Annotated in this window: 19 protein-coding genes; 2 read left to right on the plus strand and 17 right to left on the minus strand. The window is 38.1% G+C overall.

Annotated features, from left to right (window positions below):
- Window positions 1–66 precede the first annotated feature (66 nt).
- The 17 genes from KHB02_RS00005 to KHB02_RS00090 form a co-directional block, all read right to left on the minus strand.
- On the minus strand, window positions 67–642 hold the full coding sequence (locus tag KHB02_RS00005; RefSeq protein WP_213140319.1) for a DUF6470 family protein: 576 nt from the start codon (window positions 640–642) through the stop codon (window positions 67–69).
- A gap of 22 nt (window positions 643–664) precedes the next feature.
- Window positions 665–1,012: a flagellar protein FlaG gene (gene flaG / locus KHB02_RS00010; protein ID WP_213140320.1), complete on the minus strand. Its 348-nt coding sequence runs from the start codon at window positions 1,010–1,012 to the stop codon at window positions 665–667.
- 111 nt (window positions 1,013–1,123) lie between these two features.
- Window positions 1,124–3,142 carry a methyl-accepting chemotaxis protein gene (locus KHB02_RS00015; protein ID WP_213140321.1) on the minus strand — a complete coding sequence of 673 codons (2,019 nt, stop codon included), beginning with the start codon at window positions 3,140–3,142 and terminating at the stop codon, window positions 1,124–1,126.
- A 685-nt stretch (window positions 3,143–3,827) separates the two neighbouring features.
- A complete protein-coding gene (gene fliB / locus KHB02_RS00020; protein WP_213140322.1) occupies window positions 3,828–5,057 on the minus strand; it encodes a flagellin lysine-N-methylase in 1,230 nt (409 codons plus the stop codon).
- Between the two features lie 132 nt (window positions 5,058–5,189).
- On the minus strand, window positions 5,190–6,026 hold the full coding sequence (locus KHB02_RS00025; protein WP_213140323.1) for a flagellin N-terminal helical domain-containing protein: 837 nt from the start codon (window positions 6,024–6,026) through the stop codon (window positions 5,190–5,192).
- Window positions 6,027–6,129: 103 nt separating this feature from the next.
- Window positions 6,130–6,489 carry a carbon storage regulator gene (locus tag KHB02_RS00030; RefSeq protein WP_213140324.1) on the minus strand — a complete coding sequence of 120 codons (360 nt, stop codon included), beginning with the start codon at window positions 6,487–6,489 and terminating at the stop codon, window positions 6,130–6,132.
- Window positions 6,490–6,860: 371 nt separating this feature from the next.
- On the minus strand, window positions 6,861–7,196 hold the full coding sequence (locus KHB02_RS00035) for a PilZ domain-containing protein (RefSeq protein ID WP_213140325.1): 336 nt from the start codon (window positions 7,194–7,196) through the stop codon (window positions 6,861–6,863).
- Window positions 7,197–7,302: 106 nt separating this feature from the next.
- Window positions 7,303–8,856: a flagellar filament capping protein FliD gene (gene fliD / locus KHB02_RS00040; RefSeq protein ID WP_241113618.1), complete on the minus strand. Its 1,554-nt coding sequence runs from the start codon at window positions 8,854–8,856 to the stop codon at window positions 7,303–7,305.
- Between the two features lie 138 nt (window positions 8,857–8,994).
- A complete protein-coding gene (locus tag KHB02_RS00045; protein WP_213140327.1) occupies window positions 8,995–10,686 on the minus strand; it encodes a methyl-accepting chemotaxis protein in 1,692 nt (563 codons plus the stop codon).
- 62 nt (window positions 10,687–10,748) lie between these two features.
- Window positions 10,749–11,606 carry a flagellar hook-basal body protein gene (locus tag KHB02_RS29675; protein ID WP_277398121.1) on the minus strand — a complete coding sequence of 286 codons (858 nt, stop codon included), beginning with the start codon at window positions 11,604–11,606 and terminating at the stop codon, window positions 10,749–10,751.
- Window positions 11,607–11,632: 26 nt separating this feature from the next.
- Window positions 11,633–12,508: a flagellar hook-basal body protein gene (locus tag KHB02_RS00060; protein WP_241113619.1), complete on the minus strand. Its 876-nt coding sequence runs from the start codon at window positions 12,506–12,508 to the stop codon at window positions 11,633–11,635.
- A gap of 18 nt (window positions 12,509–12,526) precedes the next feature.
- Window positions 12,527–12,940: a hypothetical protein gene (locus KHB02_RS00065; RefSeq protein ID WP_213140329.1), complete on the minus strand. Its 414-nt coding sequence runs from the start codon at window positions 12,938–12,940 to the stop codon at window positions 12,527–12,529.
- 43 nt (window positions 12,941–12,983) lie between these two features.
- Window positions 12,984–13,415, minus strand: coding sequence for a flagellar basal body-associated FliL family protein (locus KHB02_RS00070; RefSeq protein ID WP_213140330.1), 432 nt, complete (start codon window positions 13,413–13,415; stop codon window positions 12,984–12,986).
- Window positions 13,416–13,446: 31 nt separating this feature from the next.
- Window positions 13,447–13,890 (minus strand): YaaR family protein, encoded by a 444-nt coding sequence (locus KHB02_RS00075; RefSeq protein ID WP_213140331.1) that lies wholly within the window; start codon window positions 13,888–13,890, stop codon window positions 13,447–13,449.
- Window positions 13,891–14,082: 192 nt separating this feature from the next.
- The gene (locus KHB02_RS00080; protein ID WP_213140332.1) at window positions 14,083–14,562 is read right to left on the minus strand and encodes a chemotaxis protein CheW; all 480 of its coding nucleotides are present in this window, start codon (window positions 14,560–14,562) and stop codon (window positions 14,083–14,085) included.
- A 58-nt stretch (window positions 14,563–14,620) separates the two neighbouring features.
- Window positions 14,621–15,043 (minus strand): chemotaxis protein CheW, encoded by a 423-nt coding sequence (locus KHB02_RS00085; RefSeq protein WP_213140333.1) that lies wholly within the window; start codon window positions 15,041–15,043, stop codon window positions 14,621–14,623.
- 19 nt (window positions 15,044–15,062) lie between these two features.
- Window positions 15,063–17,075 carry a chemotaxis protein CheA gene (locus KHB02_RS00090; protein ID WP_213141262.1) on the minus strand — a complete coding sequence of 671 codons (2,013 nt, stop codon included), beginning with the start codon at window positions 17,073–17,075 and terminating at the stop codon, window positions 15,063–15,065.
- A 325-nt stretch (window positions 17,076–17,400) separates the two neighbouring features.
- On the opposite strand from KHB02_RS00090, the gene motA reads away from it, so the two are divergent.
- Together motA and KHB02_RS00100 are read left to right on the plus strand one after the other, a co-directional pair.
- Window positions 17,401–18,234, plus strand: coding sequence for a flagellar motor stator protein MotA (gene motA / locus KHB02_RS00095; protein ID WP_277398122.1), 834 nt, complete (start codon window positions 17,401–17,403; stop codon window positions 18,232–18,234).
- On the plus strand, window positions 18,203–18,967 hold the full coding sequence (locus KHB02_RS00100; protein ID WP_213140335.1) for a flagellar motor protein MotB: 765 nt from the start codon (window positions 18,203–18,205) through the stop codon (window positions 18,965–18,967). The genes motA and KHB02_RS00100 overlap by 32 nt, the downstream gene beginning before the upstream one ends.
- Window positions 18,968–18,984 lie beyond the last annotated feature (17 nt).

Consider the following 18,984-nt stretch of genomic DNA (forward strand, 5'->3'; position numbering starts at 1 on the left):
ATCCCAACTTTCAAATTTACTGAAAAAATAAAAACAGCGGCATGATGTCCGCTGCTAAATCCATTGTTACGTTCGGGCATTTATTGTCCCGCCGATAAAATCGATATCAAGCTGCTGGTGCTGGCGAAGGTAAACCTCTGTTCGGCCGGGAGTATACTCATGAATCGGCCGATTAGCCACAGAGGTAATTTCCGCACCGCCCTGTTTCCAAGAAATGTGGAGCTCAGTCGGAATATAATGAATTTTAACAGCGCCATAACTTGGAATGAACTTAATATTGAAATCAGCAGGTTCAGGGTTGGCGTTTTGTGAAGCAATCCACATAATAGCATCGGCCTTTTTTTCAATTGCAGCCAGTTGATCTCCCTCTTCGGCAATCTCGGCAACAGCCTCTAAGCCTTCTTGTTTTGAAAAATCAGCCATCTCGGTACTCAGCACACTTATTGGCTTAAAGCCAAGCTCATTCCGGGCTTGATCTTGGTTTATTTCCATGGAAGCTGCCTTCCTATCAATTGTCATCGAGGAAGGAACTTGATTGATTAATAAATCTGCTGGTTTTTGCTGAATTTCCTGCCGTGGCTGGATAATCCGCAACCCGATTTGTGCATACGTTTGGTGCATTCGGATTTGTGGAACCTGCATTTATCTTCACCTTCTAACCTGGTTACCCTTTCATATCAACAAGAAGACCCAGATATTCCGTCATCGCTGCATACATATCCAGCATTTTCTTCGGCGGGATCTCCTTTACCACTTCGTTTGTGGTATCATCTACAATGGCCACATAAAATTCCTTCAATTCATCATGAAAACGGAACTTCAAGTGTGTATTGGATTCTTTTAAGAACTGATTTATACTTTCAATAACTTTTTCGGTCTTTTCTTTTAAATCCTGCCCCTGATATAAAGGGTTTTGTTTATCAGGTGTAACCTCCTTTACTTTTGAGATACTTTCCACTTGTTCCACCTTTTTGGTGAATGAACTATTAGCTGCTGTCAGCTTGTCAAGCAAGCCAATCCCCCCTTTTTCATGTTCATTTTAATTATCGGAAGTGGCCGAAGATTGTTTAAGTTACAAAAATTGAAAAAGAAGCACCTAATGGATAGGGCTTCTTTTTCATTACTACTGTAATTTAAATTTCTTAATATCATTGTCAAGCAGCTCAGATAGTTCTTTCAGTCCATTAGCATGCTCAATAAAGGATGCCATTGTCGCTGAAATCTGTTCCGCAGAAGCAGAGACCTCCTCCGTTGCTGCTGCTGTTTGCTCAGATACTGCGGTAATGCTGGCCATTTCCTGACTGACCGTATCTTTATTTTCCTTGCTTTCCTCAATCGATGCCTGAACCTCGGCTGCCTTTTTAGCCAAATCATGAACCGCTGATAAAATATCATTAAAAATATCTTTTGTTTGAAATACAGCAATATCCTGTTCGGTTACCGCCTGATTAGTCCGTTCCATTGCCTCTACGGCTTTACTTACAACAGTCTTTATACTATCGACAATGCTCTTAATTTCATGCGCAGAAGCACGCGATTGTTCTGCTAATTTGCGAACTTCATTCGCTACCACCGCAAATCCCCGCCCATGTTCTCCGGCGCGTGCAGATTCGATTGAGGCATTAAGCGCTAGAAGATTCGTTTGATCAGTAATTTTTGTGATTGCTTCGATAATGGCATTGATTTCTCCCATCCGAACATCTACTTCTTTCACAATCGAAGTTACTTCATTTGTGGACGTTTTTGTTTCAGATGACTTTTCTGTCAGAAAGACCACTTGTTCCAAGCCTTTATTGCTTAACTCCATGGAACGCTCCGATACAAGATTCATATTTTCAGAAGTTGCAGATATTTCATCGAGCTGCTGGGATAAATCCTGCATTTGTTCCGAGCTTACGTTAACATTTCGTGCCTGCGATCCCGCCCCTTGAGCAATTTCATCAATGGCAACCGCCACTTCCGACAATGATGCACTTGTCTCTCTTGTCATTAAAGACAATTGCGACGAAGTTTCCAAGACAGTTTTAGAAGTCTGTTCAACATTTTTTAGAGTTGATGATAGCTGCTCCATTGTTTGATTGAAACTTTGTTCCAAATCGTTAAATTCATCCTTGGTATTAATTGTGACTCTAGCTGTGAAGTCCCCTTTTGAAGCTGTTTCCAAAGCTTTCTTAATGGTCAGGACATTATTGGCTATTCGTCTTCCAAAGAAATAGGCGAAAAGGGAAGTTAAAACACCGAAGATGGCCGTTAATATCCAGCCAATATCCCGAATTCTGTTGGCACTTTCAACGATTTCTGCTTCATCTAGTGAAGAAACAAATCTCCACCCTATTTGTTCATTACTTGTAAAAGCAGAGAATGTATTTTTACCATTTATTTGATAATCGCTAAATCCTTCCTTTTGTTTAGATAGAGCTTTGGCCAAAGGATCAGATGAAGGCAATGTTGATCCAATCCGTTTGGTATCGGGGTGAAAGATATATTTTCCATTTGGTCCAAGGATGGTCATATAGCCTGTTTTTCCAATTTTAATTTGATTAATGGTGTTTGCGAATTTGTCCATAAAAATATCAATCGCTGCGACCCCAACCAATTGACCATTTTTATCCTTTACAGTCTGGGCAAGGGTTAGTACCTGTTTCTTTGTAAAAGCGTCCTCATACGGTTCACTGAAATAGACCTTGCCATTTTGTTCAACTGCGCCTTTATACCAGTCCCGTTTTGTCGGGTCATAGCCTTCAGGCAATTCAGTCTTAGGAGCTAATATCATATCTTTTTTTGAGGTAGCAAAATAAACACTGGCATAATCACTGCCCGTTTTTTGTACCCCTTCTAATAAGTAAAATCCATAATTAACGTTTTCTGGGTTTTGGTAAAATTCCGTAAAGTTTATATTGTTAGTGACAAGCTCAAGCTGGCTCGACACTCCTTCCATTTTATAATCCAGGATGGCATTTGCCTCTTTTGTTACTTGAAGTGTAGAATTTGAAACTTGGTCATGAATGATACCTTTTGTCACCACATTTGAAATGACGGCGATAGAAATTGTCGGAACTAGAGCAGCGGCTGTCACACCGGCAATCAATTTTGTTTTACTGCTTTTTAAATTGAACCTTGAGGTCTTTCTTTGCTGTTTCATAATTGCCCCCTTTTTAGGAAATCATAAAGTTTCATGTTTTGATAAATTTTTAGTAACTAACAAGATTTATCGGTGAATAAATCAAAAAGTTTAATCAACATTTCGAAAAAATATTAGAGTACATTTCCCTTGATGTTGAAGTAAAAATTTACAGTTCATATTGTACTGCTCTTGTAAGTCTTTTTGTTATTTAAAAAATAAAAAACAATTCATGATTGAATTCCTCCCACAAAATAGAAAAAGGACTTCACTCCGAAAAGAGAAGCCCATTTTGGCAAATATCATGCACATGTATGTTCAAGTATATAATATATTCTCATATCTTTTTCATTACCTATATATATGACCCGGGCAAACCTATCCAACTTTTAAAGATGTATGTCTGGTCCATATTGGTCATCTAGATGAGGCAGTCTGATTAGATGATACATTAAAAAACCTAAGTTTTTTTATGAGATATAAAATCATTAAAAGTCCCAATTTTTCTGCTTCTTAAAGCATGGATTGGCCAAAATTGTTTGTGCTACTTAAGAAAGAAAAGAATTCTTAGTTTGTCCATCATTTCTTTCGAATTTGTGCAAAAACTTACATTCATAATTTAATACTCTTTCACATTAATAAGAGACTGTTATTTTGGTTTGTCACTATGAAAATAAGTATTGACATAAATAGCACTTTTGATCAATTAATTTTTAACTAACATAGACATATACGTCAAATTCATTAAGTTATTTTCTTTGAATAAGCCCATGGTCTTTTCAAAATACGTGGGATTATGTTCAAAAGTCTTTGAAAGGGATTGAACTAGTTTAATTACTAAGTCAGAAGTTAACCCATTATAATGATTTGCTATACCTACTAAATGTAGCTTAATTAAAGAGTAATGTAAAATCATTCGTGTATAACTTTCGAATGGAGCATCACAATCAATTGGCATACAATTTTTAAACACATAATTTACAAGAAAATTCTCAAGCATATACTCATGCTCTTGCATAAATGGTGCATAATATTCCGCATAAGAATATTCGTAAGCTTCTTTGACTTCCTCATTTGTAGTGTTTACTTCAATTTTCAATCCTAACATCATATCTCTTGAACATTCCAAATACCTTGAGGAAGTTATTCCTTCTTTTAAACGTAGAATCACTAGTTCTCTACATAGTTGAAGTTGGATATCTAATTGGTTAGAAACATTATTAAATGCACCTTTAAATGTATAATCTTCTACACTTTTTAAATATTGCCCTAATATATCAGGAATTTCATTTAATCTATTGTTTTTCACACAAAGTTCTAATTCATTATAAAGCAGACCCAAAATAAGCAAACGTTCTTCAAGAGTATAATCTCTGTTTTGTAGAATTAAAATAGTCAAATATCGATATTCATCGATGCATTCTTTCCAGTGTGTTATTTTTCCCTTACTAGTATTAATTATGCTGGAATACTCCCTGATGGATACCACTTCTTGTCCTAGTACAAAATTAATACCAATCTCGTTAAGTAACACTAACCTAGCAGCCTCAGGACAAGATACTGTTAAAGATTGCTCTATTATATTATTTACTTTATTTATTCTTCTTGGATATACTGCGCATGTATTACATAAATAATCTTCACCTAGTTTGGTTTGAATATCACACCAACCTTCTTTACTTAAAAAAGAACATTTCCCCTTTTCCATCCTCATTTTAGCTACATTATTCTTAGTAGGATTAGAACGGTTTCTTGTAATGTCCTTTTCTAATCTTAACTTCATATCAAAATTTTTTACTTTTTTATATTTTCTATATGTTTCTTCATCAACATTTACTCTCCACCCTGAACAGCAGGTATCTTCACATGCTGCCCCAATACAAGTGAATTTTTTAATATATTCAGGATTAAGTGTATCAACTAAGTTGGTTGTCATTTATCTACTCCTTAATATAATTTAATTTTTCCAAAGAGAGAACATATATTTAGTTTTCTTCTTGGGAAAATTAAATTATATATAAACGAAAAGGGAATGAAAAATCCATTCCCTTTCCATTTGATTTTTTTATTAACGAAGCAATTGAAGTACGCCTTGTGGCTGTTGATTTGCCTGTGCAAGCATAGCTTGGGCAGCTTGAGCAAGAATAGAGTTCTTAGTTTGCTCCATCATTTCTTTCGCCATGTCTACATCACGTACACGAGACTCAGCAGCTGTTAAGTTTTCAGAAGCTGTATTCAAGTTGTTGATTGTATGTTCCAAGCGGTTTTGGGTTGCACCTAGATAGCTTCGACCTGAAGAAACATCTGCAATTTGACTATCAAGTGTTGTTACAGCACCTTGAGCACCAGCTAAAGTAGAGATATCTAGAGCATCATTAGCTGCAACAAGAGCAGTTTTCAAATCCACACCAGTTTTTGACAAATCAATGTCCATCGTTTGAGCTGAATTTGCACCTACTTGGATTTTTAGTACACCAACAGCCCCAGCCGATTTATCCAACAACTTCATAGTGTTGAACTCAGTATTGTCTGTAATTCTTGTGATTTCTTGACTTAATTGGTCAAACTCATCTTGTAGAGCAGTTCTATCAGCACCAACGTTAGTATCAGAAGAAGCTTGTACTGCAAGTTCTCTTTGTCTTTGAAGAATGGAATGTACTTCATTTAATGCACCTTCAGCAGTTTGAATTAGAGAGATACCATCTTGTGAGTTCTTAGAAGCCATATCCAAACCACGAATTTGTCCACGCATTTTTTCAGAGATTGCTAGACCAGCAGCGTCATCTCCAGCACGATTGATACGAAGACCTGAAGATAATTTCTCCATAGATTTTGACTGTGCATTTGATGCACTGTTCAACTGACGGTGAGTGTTCAATGCTGCAATGTTGTGATTAATACGCATAATGTAAATCCTCCTAAAAGATTATTTTGAATTTTATTGGGTTTCCCCTAAGTTGATATATAATAAACCCTATGGGTCTACTAACAATATGAAAAAATTCCTTCTAAATTCTAAACTTGTAACTATGGACTTTAGGCTGGCAGGGTTGAATTCGGTTATCGCACAATTCTTCGCGGTAGATTTTTACATCTTTAGGTGCATCAATTGCGAAACGAAGTAAACCTGTTTCAGTTTGAAGAATGGTCACCGATATGGTATCTCCAATTATCACGCTGTCCCCAACTGTTTTTGTCCTTTTTTTAAACTTGCCTATCCATCGACCGCTTACCTTTACTTTTCTTATTTGAAGTTCTGGTGGGGCATCAATGGATAACCATGGTCTTGAACCGTATTGCAGAACAGTAACTTTTACATTTTTTCCAATGATGACAGACTGTCCAATCTCTCTGCCGATGATTAGCATCTTGTTACCATCCTCCAAAGATTCTTTTACCTTACAATTCTATTATCGGTTATTCGAAAGAATTGTTTAGTTTGAATTAGCATATTTTTTGCTAATTATTTAAAAAATTCTTTGTTATTATTTTTATCGGATGGTAAAATTATATGTTTAGCAATTTTTTATTTTTTTACCTTTCCCTTTAAGAATTTCTTATTTTTTTTCGGATAGGTTTTGAATTTGTTTGATTCTTTTTAACCTATCCATTAATTATCCCTTGCTATTATTTTTATCGACCCCCTGCAATAATTGTTTAGTACCTTTCAAGAAAATTCCCTAAAAAAAATAAATAGCCCTATCCATCTAGGGATAAGGCTATTGTAGATAATCTTTTTTTATTTAAAATGCTCACCATAATTAAATTCAAATCTAAAACCATAATCAAAAAAATGTTTGACAAGTTTTTGCTTTCTTACTATTTTTCCAAACAAAACTATTTCCCGATTATGTAGTTTTAAATGAACCTTATAGATTGCAAGAAAGTTGACAGCAAATTCAACTTTACTAACAAATCTTAATCCGCCAGCACTCATATCTACTATATAAATATCTTTAGTTTCAATGTTCTGATTCTCATTTTGATATGATATTGTAACAAGTTCAAGGGAGGATTTAACTGGTTTATCAAACTTATATCTCTTAAATCGTCTTCTATTTAAGGTCTTGTTCAAGTGGATCACCAATTGCTTTTTTCTATATAATACCATATCAAATTAGAAAATTAAAAAGCGCCGATTATCTTTTCCCTTTCAGATAATCGGCGCTTTAACATTTATATTACATTCCTAACTGCTGTGAAAGCCAAGAGCTTTGAGAATTCAGCTGCGATAAGGCCTTTTCCATTGCTGTAAATTGCTTCCACAGTCTTTGCTCATAAGCATTTACTTTGTTTTGTTCATTATCGATATTTTCGTTTAACGATTTTAATTGTTTTGCCATATAGCTTTTTGTGTCCACGACCGAATTGGGGGAACCAGCAAGAGTTCCTAGCTGTGAAATCGTTTCTTTCAATCGGTCATAGATTCTCCAGCCAAAACCACTCGTTTGGTGCATAGCGGTATCCTCTACAGTATTTTTTGTTCCCGTTCCTTTTACCGTAAATAGATTTTTCACATCATCTAAATTGGATTTCAATGTCCCTTTCAACTTTTCTTCGTTAAGAATCAATTTCCCGTTATCTCTATAGCTGGTAGAAAAATCAATCCCGATAGACTTCAATGAATTAAAGCTGGTAGAAATGCTGCTGTTTTCTACAATATTGGAAAGACTGTTCCGCATTTCATATAAGAAGTTTCTGATCGTTGAATCACCAGACAAAAGCCCGCTCTTTGCTTTATCCTCCCAAAGTTTAATGTCGCTGTCTTTCATGTCTTTTTTCTGTTCATCAAGCAATGGAGGATAGTCACGATAGCGTTTTTCTGTTAATCTTCCATTTAGATCATCAATAATCTCGTTGTACTTATCTACGAATGTTTTAATACTATTAAAAACAGCGTCCGTATCAGAGCTGCTATTTATCGAAATATTTCCTGCTGGAAAGTCTGATTTAATATCAAACGTTATCCCGTCATAGGTAATTTTATTTGTATCAGAACGATACTCGAGTCCATTTATGGTCATCTTCGCAATTTGTTTATCAGTACCCTTAGTTATCGAAGTATCAGATGTTCCGTCTCCCCATAAACTAGTACTGGTAGTACCTGCTTGAATATTTAGTGCAGCAAGCAAATCTGGTGTACCGCCAATGGTCAGATCAAGATTACCTGCAGTATCATTTGTAAAGGTTAGGGATTTTTCCGTTGAAGAATAAGAAACTGAAACCGATGGATCGTTAGTTATTTTATTTAAAACAGTCGATATTGTATCAGTTGGGCTAAATTCAATGGTACTGCTATTAACAGTGAACCTTATTTTCCCATCTGCATCAGGTGTCACATTACCAAGTGTCTGGGTGGTATCAAGACCAGTAGTTAAAAAGAATTTCACCGAAGTTGTTGTTGCATCTTTAGCCTGTTGAACATTTGTAATCTGATAAGACGATTGGGTCGGTATGCCAGTAACTGCTGCTGAGACTACACTGTCATTTGAAGAAGTGGTAACCTGCTTATTAAACGTAGACTGTAGCCGCAGTCCTTCCATTGCTTTTCGAAACTCGTCAACCTTTTTGTTTATATCTCGGTAAGCATCGGTTTTCCAGGTTGTCCAAGTTTTCGCTTGCTGCATTTTATTGAGACGGCTGCTTTGCACTTTAACCAAATTGGCTACTATTTCATCTGTATTCATCCCAGATGCAAGCCCGGTGACTCTTAATGTGTTGTGATTATTAATCAATTTTTTCACACCCCTTTAATAATTAAATTATAGATCTGTGAGCATCTACATAACCTTTTATATTTAATTATCGGGAATATTAATGAAAAGTTTAATTAACTGCCAAAAAAAGAGGAGAAAATCTCTCCTCTTCCATGATTATACTTTAAACTTTCCTAACACCTGCTGTAATTCTTCCGTCATTCTTGACAGCGAAGCCGCTGAAGAAGCGATTTCTTCCATAGACGCAAGCTGCTCTTCCGCAGCCGCTGAAACACTTTGCGTGCCGGATGCGGACTCTTCGGCTGTGGCAGCAAATATTTTTATTGAATGTAGAACCTGTTCCGTTCCTGCGGAAATTTGCTCAACAGACGCAGAAACTTCTTGGATTTGTGACGTCACTTCATTTATAGAGCGGAGAATTTGTTCAAAGGATTCCCCTGCTGAGTGAACAACGGTAATCCCTTCCGAAACCTCATCGGTTGAATGTTTCATCGATTGAACCGCTTTGCCTGTTTCCTCTTGAATCACAGAAATTAGTTGGGATATTTGCTGGGCCGATTGTCCGGATTGTTCTGCAAGCTTACGCACTTCATCAGCCACAACAGCAAAGCCTCGCCCATGTTCTCCCGCTCTAGCAGCTTCAATAGCCGCATTAAGGGCGAGCAAATTGGTTTGCGCAGCAATTCCTGTGATAACCTCGACAATTTGACCAATTTCTTGGGAGCGGTCACCTAGTACTGTTATTACATCAGCTAAACCATTAACCGATGTGTTTATAGAATTCATTTGTTGTACAGCCATTTGAATTGCTTTGTTTCCTTCCCTCGCCCCTTCAGATGTTTGTAAGGCAGAGGACGATACTTGCTGGGTATTGGCTGCAATTTGCTGTATGCCAATTGAGATTTGCTCCATGGCCGATGAACTTTCCTCAACACCATGAACTTGACTCTCAGCTCCTGTTGCGACTTCTTGTATAGTAGAAGCAATCTGTTCAGTTGCTTTTGTATTTTGTTCTGCACTGGCGGTAAGCTCTTCCGACGCTGCAGAAACCTCCAATGCATTTGACCTTACCTGTTGTAGGACGGTGCGTAAATTATTCGCCATTTGATTGAATGATTGTGCCAATTCACCCAATTCATCGCGATTCTTCACTTTAATGTCATCAGAAGAAAGGTCGCCGTCCGCAATTTTCCGAGCAGCGCCGGCAAGGGTTATGACAGGTACTGTGATGATACGGCTAATAAACCAAGCAATTGCAACTCCAAAAAGTACACCAATAATCTCTAAAATTAACATCCAGCTTTTGGCGCTTTTAACACTTTCAGTAGCAGCCGCACTCCCATCATCTAATAGCTTTTGTTGGTATTTCATGAATCCGCTAGTTTTTTGCTCAAATTGGTTAACGTAGCTAACACCTTTAGTCGATACTAAACGTAATGCTTCCTCTTTATTATTTTGTTGTTTGAGCTCTACAATTTGATTGAAAAACTGATAATAATCTTTTTCAATTTGATTCAAGTCATTTAGATAGGCTTTCGCTTCAGGTTGTTTAATCATTTCCCCTAGCTTGGTACTGATTCGATTGTAATTGCCATGAGCTTCCGCAAATTTATTTGGAGAAACTTGATCATCCAACAATAAGTAACCGCGCAGGTGAACCTGCTCTTGCTTAATTTCAATGGCCAGTTCCTTTATCATGATTAACTTCATTGCTTTATCGTCAATTAAATGAGTATACGTATTATCTACAGTAGTAATTCGTGTATATCCTAGACCCGCGATAGCCATTAAAATAATTAATATAGCTAAATTACCGCATAACAATTTCTTGCTTAAAGTCATCTTCATCAATTGTCATCTCCTATTTTACAGAAGCATTTTTACACCCATTGAAATTAGAACCACCAAAACTACCTCACAATCCCGTTGGCAATACCCATCATTTGGTCTGCATAGGAAACAGCTCTTGCGTTCATTTGATAGCTTCTTTGTGAAGTCATTAAGTCTGTCATTTCTTTCGTCAAATCGACATTCGACCCTTCCAGGAATCCGGATGTAAGTTGAACTTCGTTTGTCTCCATCAGCCTGACAAAGTCGTTAGGGGTAGAGCCGGCCGGCAATACTGTTGTATCAATCGTAAATTGATTTTCGCCCGCATTTCGCAGAACATGAGGATTTTGGATATCCACAATACCTATTTGCTGGGGTGACAAAAATGAATCGCCTAGCCCATTTTTATTTTTCAACTGAATTTGTCCTGTTGCATCAATCTTGACCTCATACTGTCCATTCAGTTCGATTGCCCTGCCATTCTGATCCAACAGCATGCCCCCGTTCGCATGAACCAAGTGAAAGTTTCCTGGCTGGCCTTGAATAGGGCTCAGGTGAAAATTTCCATCTCTCGTATAGCGAATCTCAGCTGGGGCACCAGGTACTGCCGATGGATAAGAGATTTGGAAAAAACCCTTCCCTTCGAGCATTAAATCAAAGGGATATTTCGTTTCGATAGCCTGTCCTTGTTCCATATTAATCTGCATCAGTCCAGGCAGTGTCCCATAACTGACACGGATTCCGTTCGGGGTAAGCCGTCCGACTTCCTGGTTAACCCTGCTTTGGTTATTGATTTGTGAGGCCAACACCTCCGAGAAACTATGGTCTTTTCGTTTAAAGCCAGTTGTATTTACATTTGCCACATTATTGGCAGAGGTATCAATTTTTTGCTGGTAGGCCTGCAATGCCCCGGAAGAGATGTATAATGATGTATTCAATTTCCTAAACTCCTCTTCATCATAAATTATCCATTCATTTTTCCAACAGAATATAATTGCTGTAATGATTGGTCATACACGCCGATGACTTTTTGGTTGGCTTCATAGCTTTTTACTGTGGCCATCATCTCTGTCATCGTTTGGCCCGGGTCGACATTCGATTGTTCAATGTAACCTTGGTGCAGGACGACACCCGGATTCGTGCCTCCTGCGTCTTGAATAAACGGTAATGGGGCAGCAGACTGGTAAACATTACCTCCTTGGCGGCGGAGTTCGTTAGGATTTTGCACAACAGCAATTCCAATCTGCCCAATATTGACGGAATTAGCGGTAATCTTGCCATCATCAGATATTTGTAAATCTTCTTTAGCAATGCTGCCAAAGATTTGGATTGGGCGATGATCAGCGCCTAACACTCGGTATCCATCGGATGTGACAAGGTTGCCATTAGCATCTAAATCCCACTTTCCGTTCCTTGTATATCCCATTGTTCCATTAGGAAGTTGAACACCGAAGAATGCTGCCGGCTTTATCTGCCGCCCGTTCACAGTTTGAAACGGAATGCTCTGGTCGTCAATAGCCATATCCAAAGGCTGATTCGTTTCAGTCAGTGTTCCTTCATTAAAACTAGGAATGCGTTCCTGGGCATAGACGCCATTTACAAGGACTCCTATAGGTACATTCTGTACAGGCAATTTTGGTGCACCTGCAGCCTTTGTTATGTTGGCCGTTTCATTAAAATCCCTAATTCTGTTAATCAAAAGCTTTGGAAAAGCCCTTAGTACTGTATCATCCTTCTTATAACCCGGTGTTTGCGCATTGGCAAGATTATCCGCTAATGCTTCCTGTTTCCGCTCCATGGAAAACATTCCCGATGCGGCAGAATATAGACCTCGTATCATTGCAATTCACCTTCTTCATTAAGTGTTTCGAGCAGCAAACTCTAGGATGTAGGAAACTTCCTCATATTCCATTTTTAATTTTCTGGCAATCTGTTCTCCGGTAAGTCCCCGTTCCTTTAATTTTAAAATTTCCTTTGTATAATTATCCTTACTAACTTGTAGTTCTACAGTTTTATGAGATGGTTCAGGGGGATTTTCCGCCCTTTTATTCGTTGTGAGGCCTTTTTCCTTTAACTTTAACTTTAACTGCACCTGACCAATTGTCATTTTCAACTCGGATAATTCATGGGTAATCCTTCGTTCAATGTCAAGTATTTTTTGCTCTAATTGCTGGTTGGCACCTTCTTCCCCTCGAGATTTCCCCTTTGTATAAACAGTAACTAGAACGATAAAATTGACAATTAATAGCGCAAGAGTTATGTAGCTAAGCACTGTTTTTCTCCTTTCTAGATAACTCCCTTTTAGATTTATAAAACTATTGGATTAGCTCATCTGTTAAGTAAACCCGTGTTACATACTTTTCCCCCAGCTCTTTGTTAAGTTCCTCTTTAACATTTTCTTCAATTAAGGTGATACCGGCTGAACCCACTGATTCTTCCTTCGTCATACGGTTGATCGTTTTTATGATGGAACTTTCCACAAGGAATTGAAGTTTTTTAACCTCTTCCGCATTTTTGGGGGAAGTTGTAATTATCTTAAACTTTGTTTTGATAAAGCCGCCGTTAGCGAAGTTCGTCGTGATATTCTCGGTATCTACCGACTTTTCTAAAACCTGATCGATGGTCGGCAGTTCCTCTTCGCCCTTTGTCTGTCCAGGACCAAGAAAATGTTGATAGGCAAAATATCCTCCAATACTTATAAGCAACAATACTCCAATGGCAATCAAAAATAGTTTTAAGCTCTTCATTTCGTTAACCCCTTATCAAAATATTTCTCTTTTACGTATAGAGGTTAATCAATAACCCTTTAATTTCGCCAATCCTATCTAATACCGATAGACTAGTAGCTTGTTGATTTAGAATATGATCTGTAAGTTCTACCAATTTACGGTCTACGATTTGGATTGTCTTCAAAGTTTTATTTCCGCCATAGGGATCCCAGCTGTCAGTTTGATGCAGCCCTATGCCGTTTTTGGTTACATCGTCCATAAAACGTTTGATCAAATCTTTATATTTGCGCAGCTCAGCAAATGTAGGCTTTTCACTTAATTGCTGCCCCTGCTGAGTTATATCATCTAATAATTGCTGCAGATAATCCTTGTTAAGCTCTTTTGTGTAGGAAGACATTATTTTTTGAAAAGATGCAGATGTAGAGGATGTCCGTTCGTTCACTGTAACACGTGGATCATTAACAATAACCCTTAAAGTGTCTTGGATTTTCATTCCCGGTTCACCTCCAATTTTCCGATTGTATTCAAAAAAACAATCAAAAACTATCAAAATAATAAAGTCATTATACCTTTAATTCCAAAAAAATTCATCAATTTTTTTGGAAATACTTTTCCTGTAGCGTTTTTTTTAGATTTAGATAAACGCTTCCGTTGACGGGCAACGAAAGCGTTACAAAGGATTCCTCTATAATGCTTCTTTAAGTTCTCTCAATTCGTCCAGATTGGTAGTGTCTTCCAAAAGTTTTTCAACATTAAGCAGAATGACTAAACGCTCTTCAAGCTTTGAGATTCCCTCCAGATAGGAGACTTCCTTTTTTTCTAATAGATTTGGATATTGAATTGTGTTGGCCATAATATCTAGGACATCTGTTGCTGCATCCACCACAAGTCCAATTTCACTACTGTTTACCTGAAAAATAATAATCCTTGTTTCATCACCTGGCTGAAGCGTTTCTCCTGTCAAGGCCGCACGCAGGTCGACGATTGGGGTTACCACATTTCGAATCGTTGTGACTCCCAGAACATGGGGCGGACGATTCGGATATGGCATGATTGACTGCATTCTTTCGATAGAAACGACTTGACTAATGTGAACGCCGTATTCTTCTTCTCCCACTTTAAAAACTAACGCTTTAAAATCCGCTATTACCATTTGCTTGCTCATTTCGCTTTCTCTCCTTCATGCCAGTTGTTATTTAGCCGAATCTGCAGTATTTTCCTTATTAAGTTGTAGCTTTTATTAATTCCGTCAACTTTAGAAAAATAATCAAGCGCTCCTCGATTTTAGCAATGCCGCCAAAAAAATCATTATCAAGTTCACTTTCAAAAGCCGGTTCAATCATTTCGGCTGTAATATCAATAACGTCACTCGTTTGGTCAACGCTAAAGCCCAATTCAATTTCTTCATACTTAGTAATTATCACTCTTGTTTGTTCAGTGAAGCTTACTTCGCCAATGTTTAATTTGCTTCTTAAATCAATAATAGGTGTCACATTACCACGAAGATTGATGACACCCTGTACATAAGAAGGAGCATTTGGAACTCGCGTTATGTGCTGAATTCTCTCGATAGACTGGACATAATCTATGTCCAGCCCGTATTCCTCATTCCCTAATTTAAAGGCCACAATTTTCATTGTTTCCATTGTAGACGTACCGTCCTTTCTATTTAAAAAACTGATTGGAGTCAATAATTAAGGCTACCTCACCATTTCCAAGAATGGTCGCACCTGAGATGGCATAAAGGTTGGTTAAGAATCCGCCTAATGATTTTAATACAACTTCTTGCTGTCCTATCACAGCATCAACTACTAAACCAACTGTCTTTTCCCCTTTACGCACGATAACAATAAATAACTGATTAGCTTCCGTTTGTGCATTAGCCGGAACCTGGAACACTTCCTTCAGAAATACCAACGGAACGACCTGTCCACGGAATTGAATCACCTTTTGCCCGTATAGCGTGGTAACCTTATCATACGGTGAGGTAGTTATTTCAACAATTGAATTAAAAGGAATCGCATAGGTTTCTTCTTCCACTTTTACCAGCATTGAGTAAATAATCGACAATGTTAATGGGAGCTGAATCCGGAAAACCGATCCCTGTCCCGGCGTGGATTCAATGGTAATCACACCGCCCAAAGATTCAATTTTTGTTTTGACGACGTCAAGACCCACGCCCCTGCCGGAAATATCCGAGATTTTATCAGCTGTGCTAAATCCGGATGAGAGAATCAGCGCAAAAACTTGCTGATTGGTAAGCATTTCTGCTTCCTCTGGAGATACAATCTCTCGCTGAATTGCCTTTGATAAGACCTTATTGCGGTTAATGCCTTTACCATCGTCAATAACCTCAATGAACACGTGATTCCCTCCGTGATATGCCTTTAAAAGGATCTTGCCTTCTTCCGGTTTGTTGCAAGCAATTCTTTCCTCAGTTGATTCCAACCCATGGTCGAGGGCATTTCTTAATAGATGCACAAGGGGATCGCCGATTTCATCGATTACAGTACGGTCAAGCTCTGTCTCCTCTCCTTCTAACACCAATAGGACCTTCTTATCCAATTCTTTAGCCAAATCTCGAACCATCCGTGGGAATCGGTTAAATACCTGTTCTACAGGCACCATCCGCATATTTAAAATAAGTCCTTGCAGGTTGGTTGAAATTCGCGTCATATGTTCTACTGTTTCTGTCAATTCGGTCAGCTGTGATTTTCTGGAGATTTGTTCAAGCCGGCCGCGGTCAATAATTAACTCACTGAATAAATTCATTAAGTGGTCTAGCTTCTCAATATCGACCCGAATCGACTTTGACCGATGTTTTTTTCTTTGCGGGTCAGTTTCTGCTTTCCTTTGTACTTGGGCTATCTGCTGATTCTCCTCTGCAGCTTCTTCAAGAATGTTTCCTGCTTTATTCTGTTCAAGTTGTAATCCGCTTGCCACTACAACCTCTGACACTTCTGAAACAGAACTAAGCTGCAATTGAATTTCTTGATTGGTCTGATCAGACAATAATAATAATGTAAAGGTATTTCCAAACCGATCCTCCTCTATCTCTTCCACAGAGGGCTGGGTTTGGATAATCTCCCCTAGTTCATCAGCTGCTTGGAACACCATATAGGCACGCACCGATTTCATAATACAATTTTCTTCAATGGTTACTGTAATATGGTAAAGATTGTTTCCTGACTTTCTTGCCTCATTGATCACAGAATACCGGTACTCGTCGATATCTACCACTAAGGATGAGGCCACTTCTTTGGAAGCATCCGATAAGGTGTCCGATGCCGGTATTTGAGAAGGATTTTGTATTTTCGCAAGTTGGCGGACAACCTCTGTAACATTTTCTTTTCCATCTCCACCTTGTTCAATGTTGTCAACCATTTTATCAATTAAATCCACACACTTGAAAATAATGTCCATAATTTCAGAATTAATTTTCAATTTGGAGTTTCGGAGAAGATCCAAAACGTTTTCCATTTCATGTGTCAGGGATGCTAAATCTTCAAATCCCATGCTTCCCGCCATTCCTTTTAGTGTGTGCGCTGATCGAAATATTTCGTTGATAATGCCAGTATCTTCTGGTTCTGTTTCCAGTTTTAACAAGGTATCGTTAATTGCTTGCAGGTGTTCTTTCGATTCCTCGATAAAAATTTCTAAGTAATTATTCAAATCCATATTTATTCCCTCACTTTCATAGCTTGCATGCATGATGGTCATAATGGCCTAGCCATTTCTCAAAACAAAGTCTATTTTCTATTAAAAACATGTGAGACACCACTATGGAAAATGTGTTTTTATATTAATATCGACTTTTGATAGAATTAGTTTATGAAAATTCAACATTTATTTTTTTATGTATATTTACTATATCAAAATGAACAAAAATAGTTTGATAATTTTTCGTTTCTATCAAACAATAGTTGTTTATTCGCCAATTATCCAATACAATAAAATTACAAAATCGCAATTTTGTAAAACTAAAAATAAGGAGGAATCAATTTTGAAGGAACCCTCTACACTCATAGGGATCGTCTTAGCGTTGGTAGCTGTCGGGGTAGGAATGGTGTTGAAAGGTGCCAGTATAACTGCCTTGCTCAATCCCGCAGCCTATTTAATTATCTTCGTCGGGACCGCAGCGGCACTATTCGTCAGCTTCCCGATGTCAGAGTTAAAAAAGTTTCCAAAATTAATCAAAATTATTTTCGGTGGCGGTCAAAAAGTACCATCAAAAACAGAAATTATCGATTCGTTTACGAAATGGGCAACCCTTGTCAGGAAAGAAGGCCTACTAGGGCTGGAAAATGAGTTAACCAATATCGAGGATCCCTTCCTTAAGCAAGGTATGGAACTAATTATTGATACGACCGATTCAGAATTCAGCGAGGATGTCCTATTAGAAAAGGTGAGTGCCATACAGGAACGTCATCGTAAAGGCGCATTGATTTTTTCACAGGCCGGGACCTATGCTCCTACCTTGGGGGTTCTTGGGGCCGTTGTAGGTTTAATTGCCGCTTTAGGAAACCTGGCTGATGTTGAAAAGCTCGGCCATTCCATTGCCGCCGCTTTTATAGCAACTTTGCTTGGAATATTTTCCGGTTACGTGCTGTGGCATCCAATGAGCAATAAGCTAAAGCTGTTGTCCAAACGGGAAATTGAGATTCGTCATATTATGGTCGAAGGCTTGCTGTCATTGCAGGAAGGCCTTAATAGCCGACAATTAGAACACAAACTTAATGTTTACTTAACTCCTGATGAACTCGTGCAAAAGTATGCCCACACAGGTACAAATGAGGAGGTTTCCAGTGGCCAGGAAAAAGCGTCGTACTCTTCATGATGAAGAAGAGCATGTTGATGAATCATGGCTGATTCCTTATGCAGACTTATTAACCTTGCTACTAGCATTGTTTATCTGTCTGTTCTCGATGCGGACTGAGGATCAGGCTAAATCGGATGCGATGATGGAAGCACTATATAAAGCTTTTAATACGATTTCCGTATTTGAGACATCGAGTGGGGGTCAGTCACCAAGTAATACAAGTTTCACGGATAACAAAGATAATGCAGAAAAGCTGCCAAATCCTATCGATTCATCAAAGGAAGTGCCTAAAGAAGATACAGATGAGAAAAAGCTCCAGGATTTGATGGTAAAACTTCAGAATTATATTGATGTTAAGCAGCTAAACGCGGAAATCCAGTTAACCGATATGGATGAAGGCATTCAAATTATGCTAAAGGATAAGATCATTTTTGATTCAGGAAGCGACCATATAAAGCCAAATTTCTTTCCTATCCTTGACGGGATTGCCGAAATGTTGTTGACTGTGGAAAATCCCATAAAGATAGAAGGTCATACCGACAATCAGCCAATTCACAGCGCCCAATTTCCGTCAAACTGGGAATTATCCGGTGCTAGAGCCTTATCGGTTGTTCATTATTTGCAAACTAAAAATATTAATCCTGTCAGGTTAAACTTTGTCGGATTTGGTGAGTTTAAACCGCTTCATCCGAACGATACGGTTGAAAATCGCGAAGCAAATCGCCGGGTTAACATCATTATTCTTCGCTAATAAAACTCCAAAGACAG

It is taken from the genome of Neobacillus citreus (assembly GCF_018343545.2).
GTDB classification, from domain to species: domain Bacteria; phylum Bacillota; class Bacilli; order Bacillales; family Cytobacillaceae; genus Neobacillus; species Neobacillus citreus.

Coding starts and splice junctions, on each gene's coding strand:
- KHB02_RS00075 (WP_213140331.1), bottom strand. CDS start 13,890: ATGAAAATCCAAGACACTTTAAGGGTTATTGTTAATGATCCACGTGTT.
- KHB02_RS00045 (WP_213140327.1), bottom strand. CDS start 10,686: ATGAAGATGACTTTAAGCAAGAAATTGTTATGCGGTAATTTAGCTATA.
- KHB02_RS00080 (WP_213140332.1), bottom strand. CDS start 14,562: ATGAGCAAGCAAATGGTAATAGCGGATTTTAAAGCGTTAGTTTTTAAA.
- KHB02_RS00060 (WP_241113619.1), bottom strand. CDS start 12,508: ATGATACGAGGTCTATATTCTGCCGCATCGGGAATGTTTTCCATGGAG.
- KHB02_RS00025 (WP_213140323.1), bottom strand. CDS start 6,026: ATGCGTATTAATCACAACATTGCAGCATTGAACACTCACCGTCAGTTG.
- KHB02_RS00085 (WP_213140333.1), bottom strand. CDS start 15,043: ATGGAAACAATGAAAATTGTGGCCTTTAAATTAGGGAATGAGGAATAC.
- fliB (WP_213140322.1), bottom strand. CDS start 5,057: ATGACAACCAACTTAGTTGATACACTTAATCCTGAATATATTAAAAAA.
- KHB02_RS00030 (WP_213140324.1), bottom strand. CDS start 6,489: ATGCTAATCATCGGCAGAGAGATTGGACAGTCTGTCATCATTGGAAAA.
- KHB02_RS00070 (WP_213140330.1), bottom strand. CDS start 13,415: ATGAAGAGCTTAAAACTATTTTTGATTGCCATTGGAGTATTGTTGCTT.
- KHB02_RS00005 (WP_213140319.1), bottom strand. CDS start 642: ATGCAGGTTCCACAAATCCGAATGCACCAAACGTATGCACAAATCGGG.
- KHB02_RS00090 (WP_213141262.1), bottom strand. CDS start 17,075: ATGGATTTGAATAATTACTTAGAAATTTTTATCGAGGAATCGAAAGAA.
- KHB02_RS00015 (WP_213140321.1), bottom strand. CDS start 3,142: ATGAAACAGCAAAGAAAGACCTCAAGGTTCAATTTAAAAAGCAGTAAA.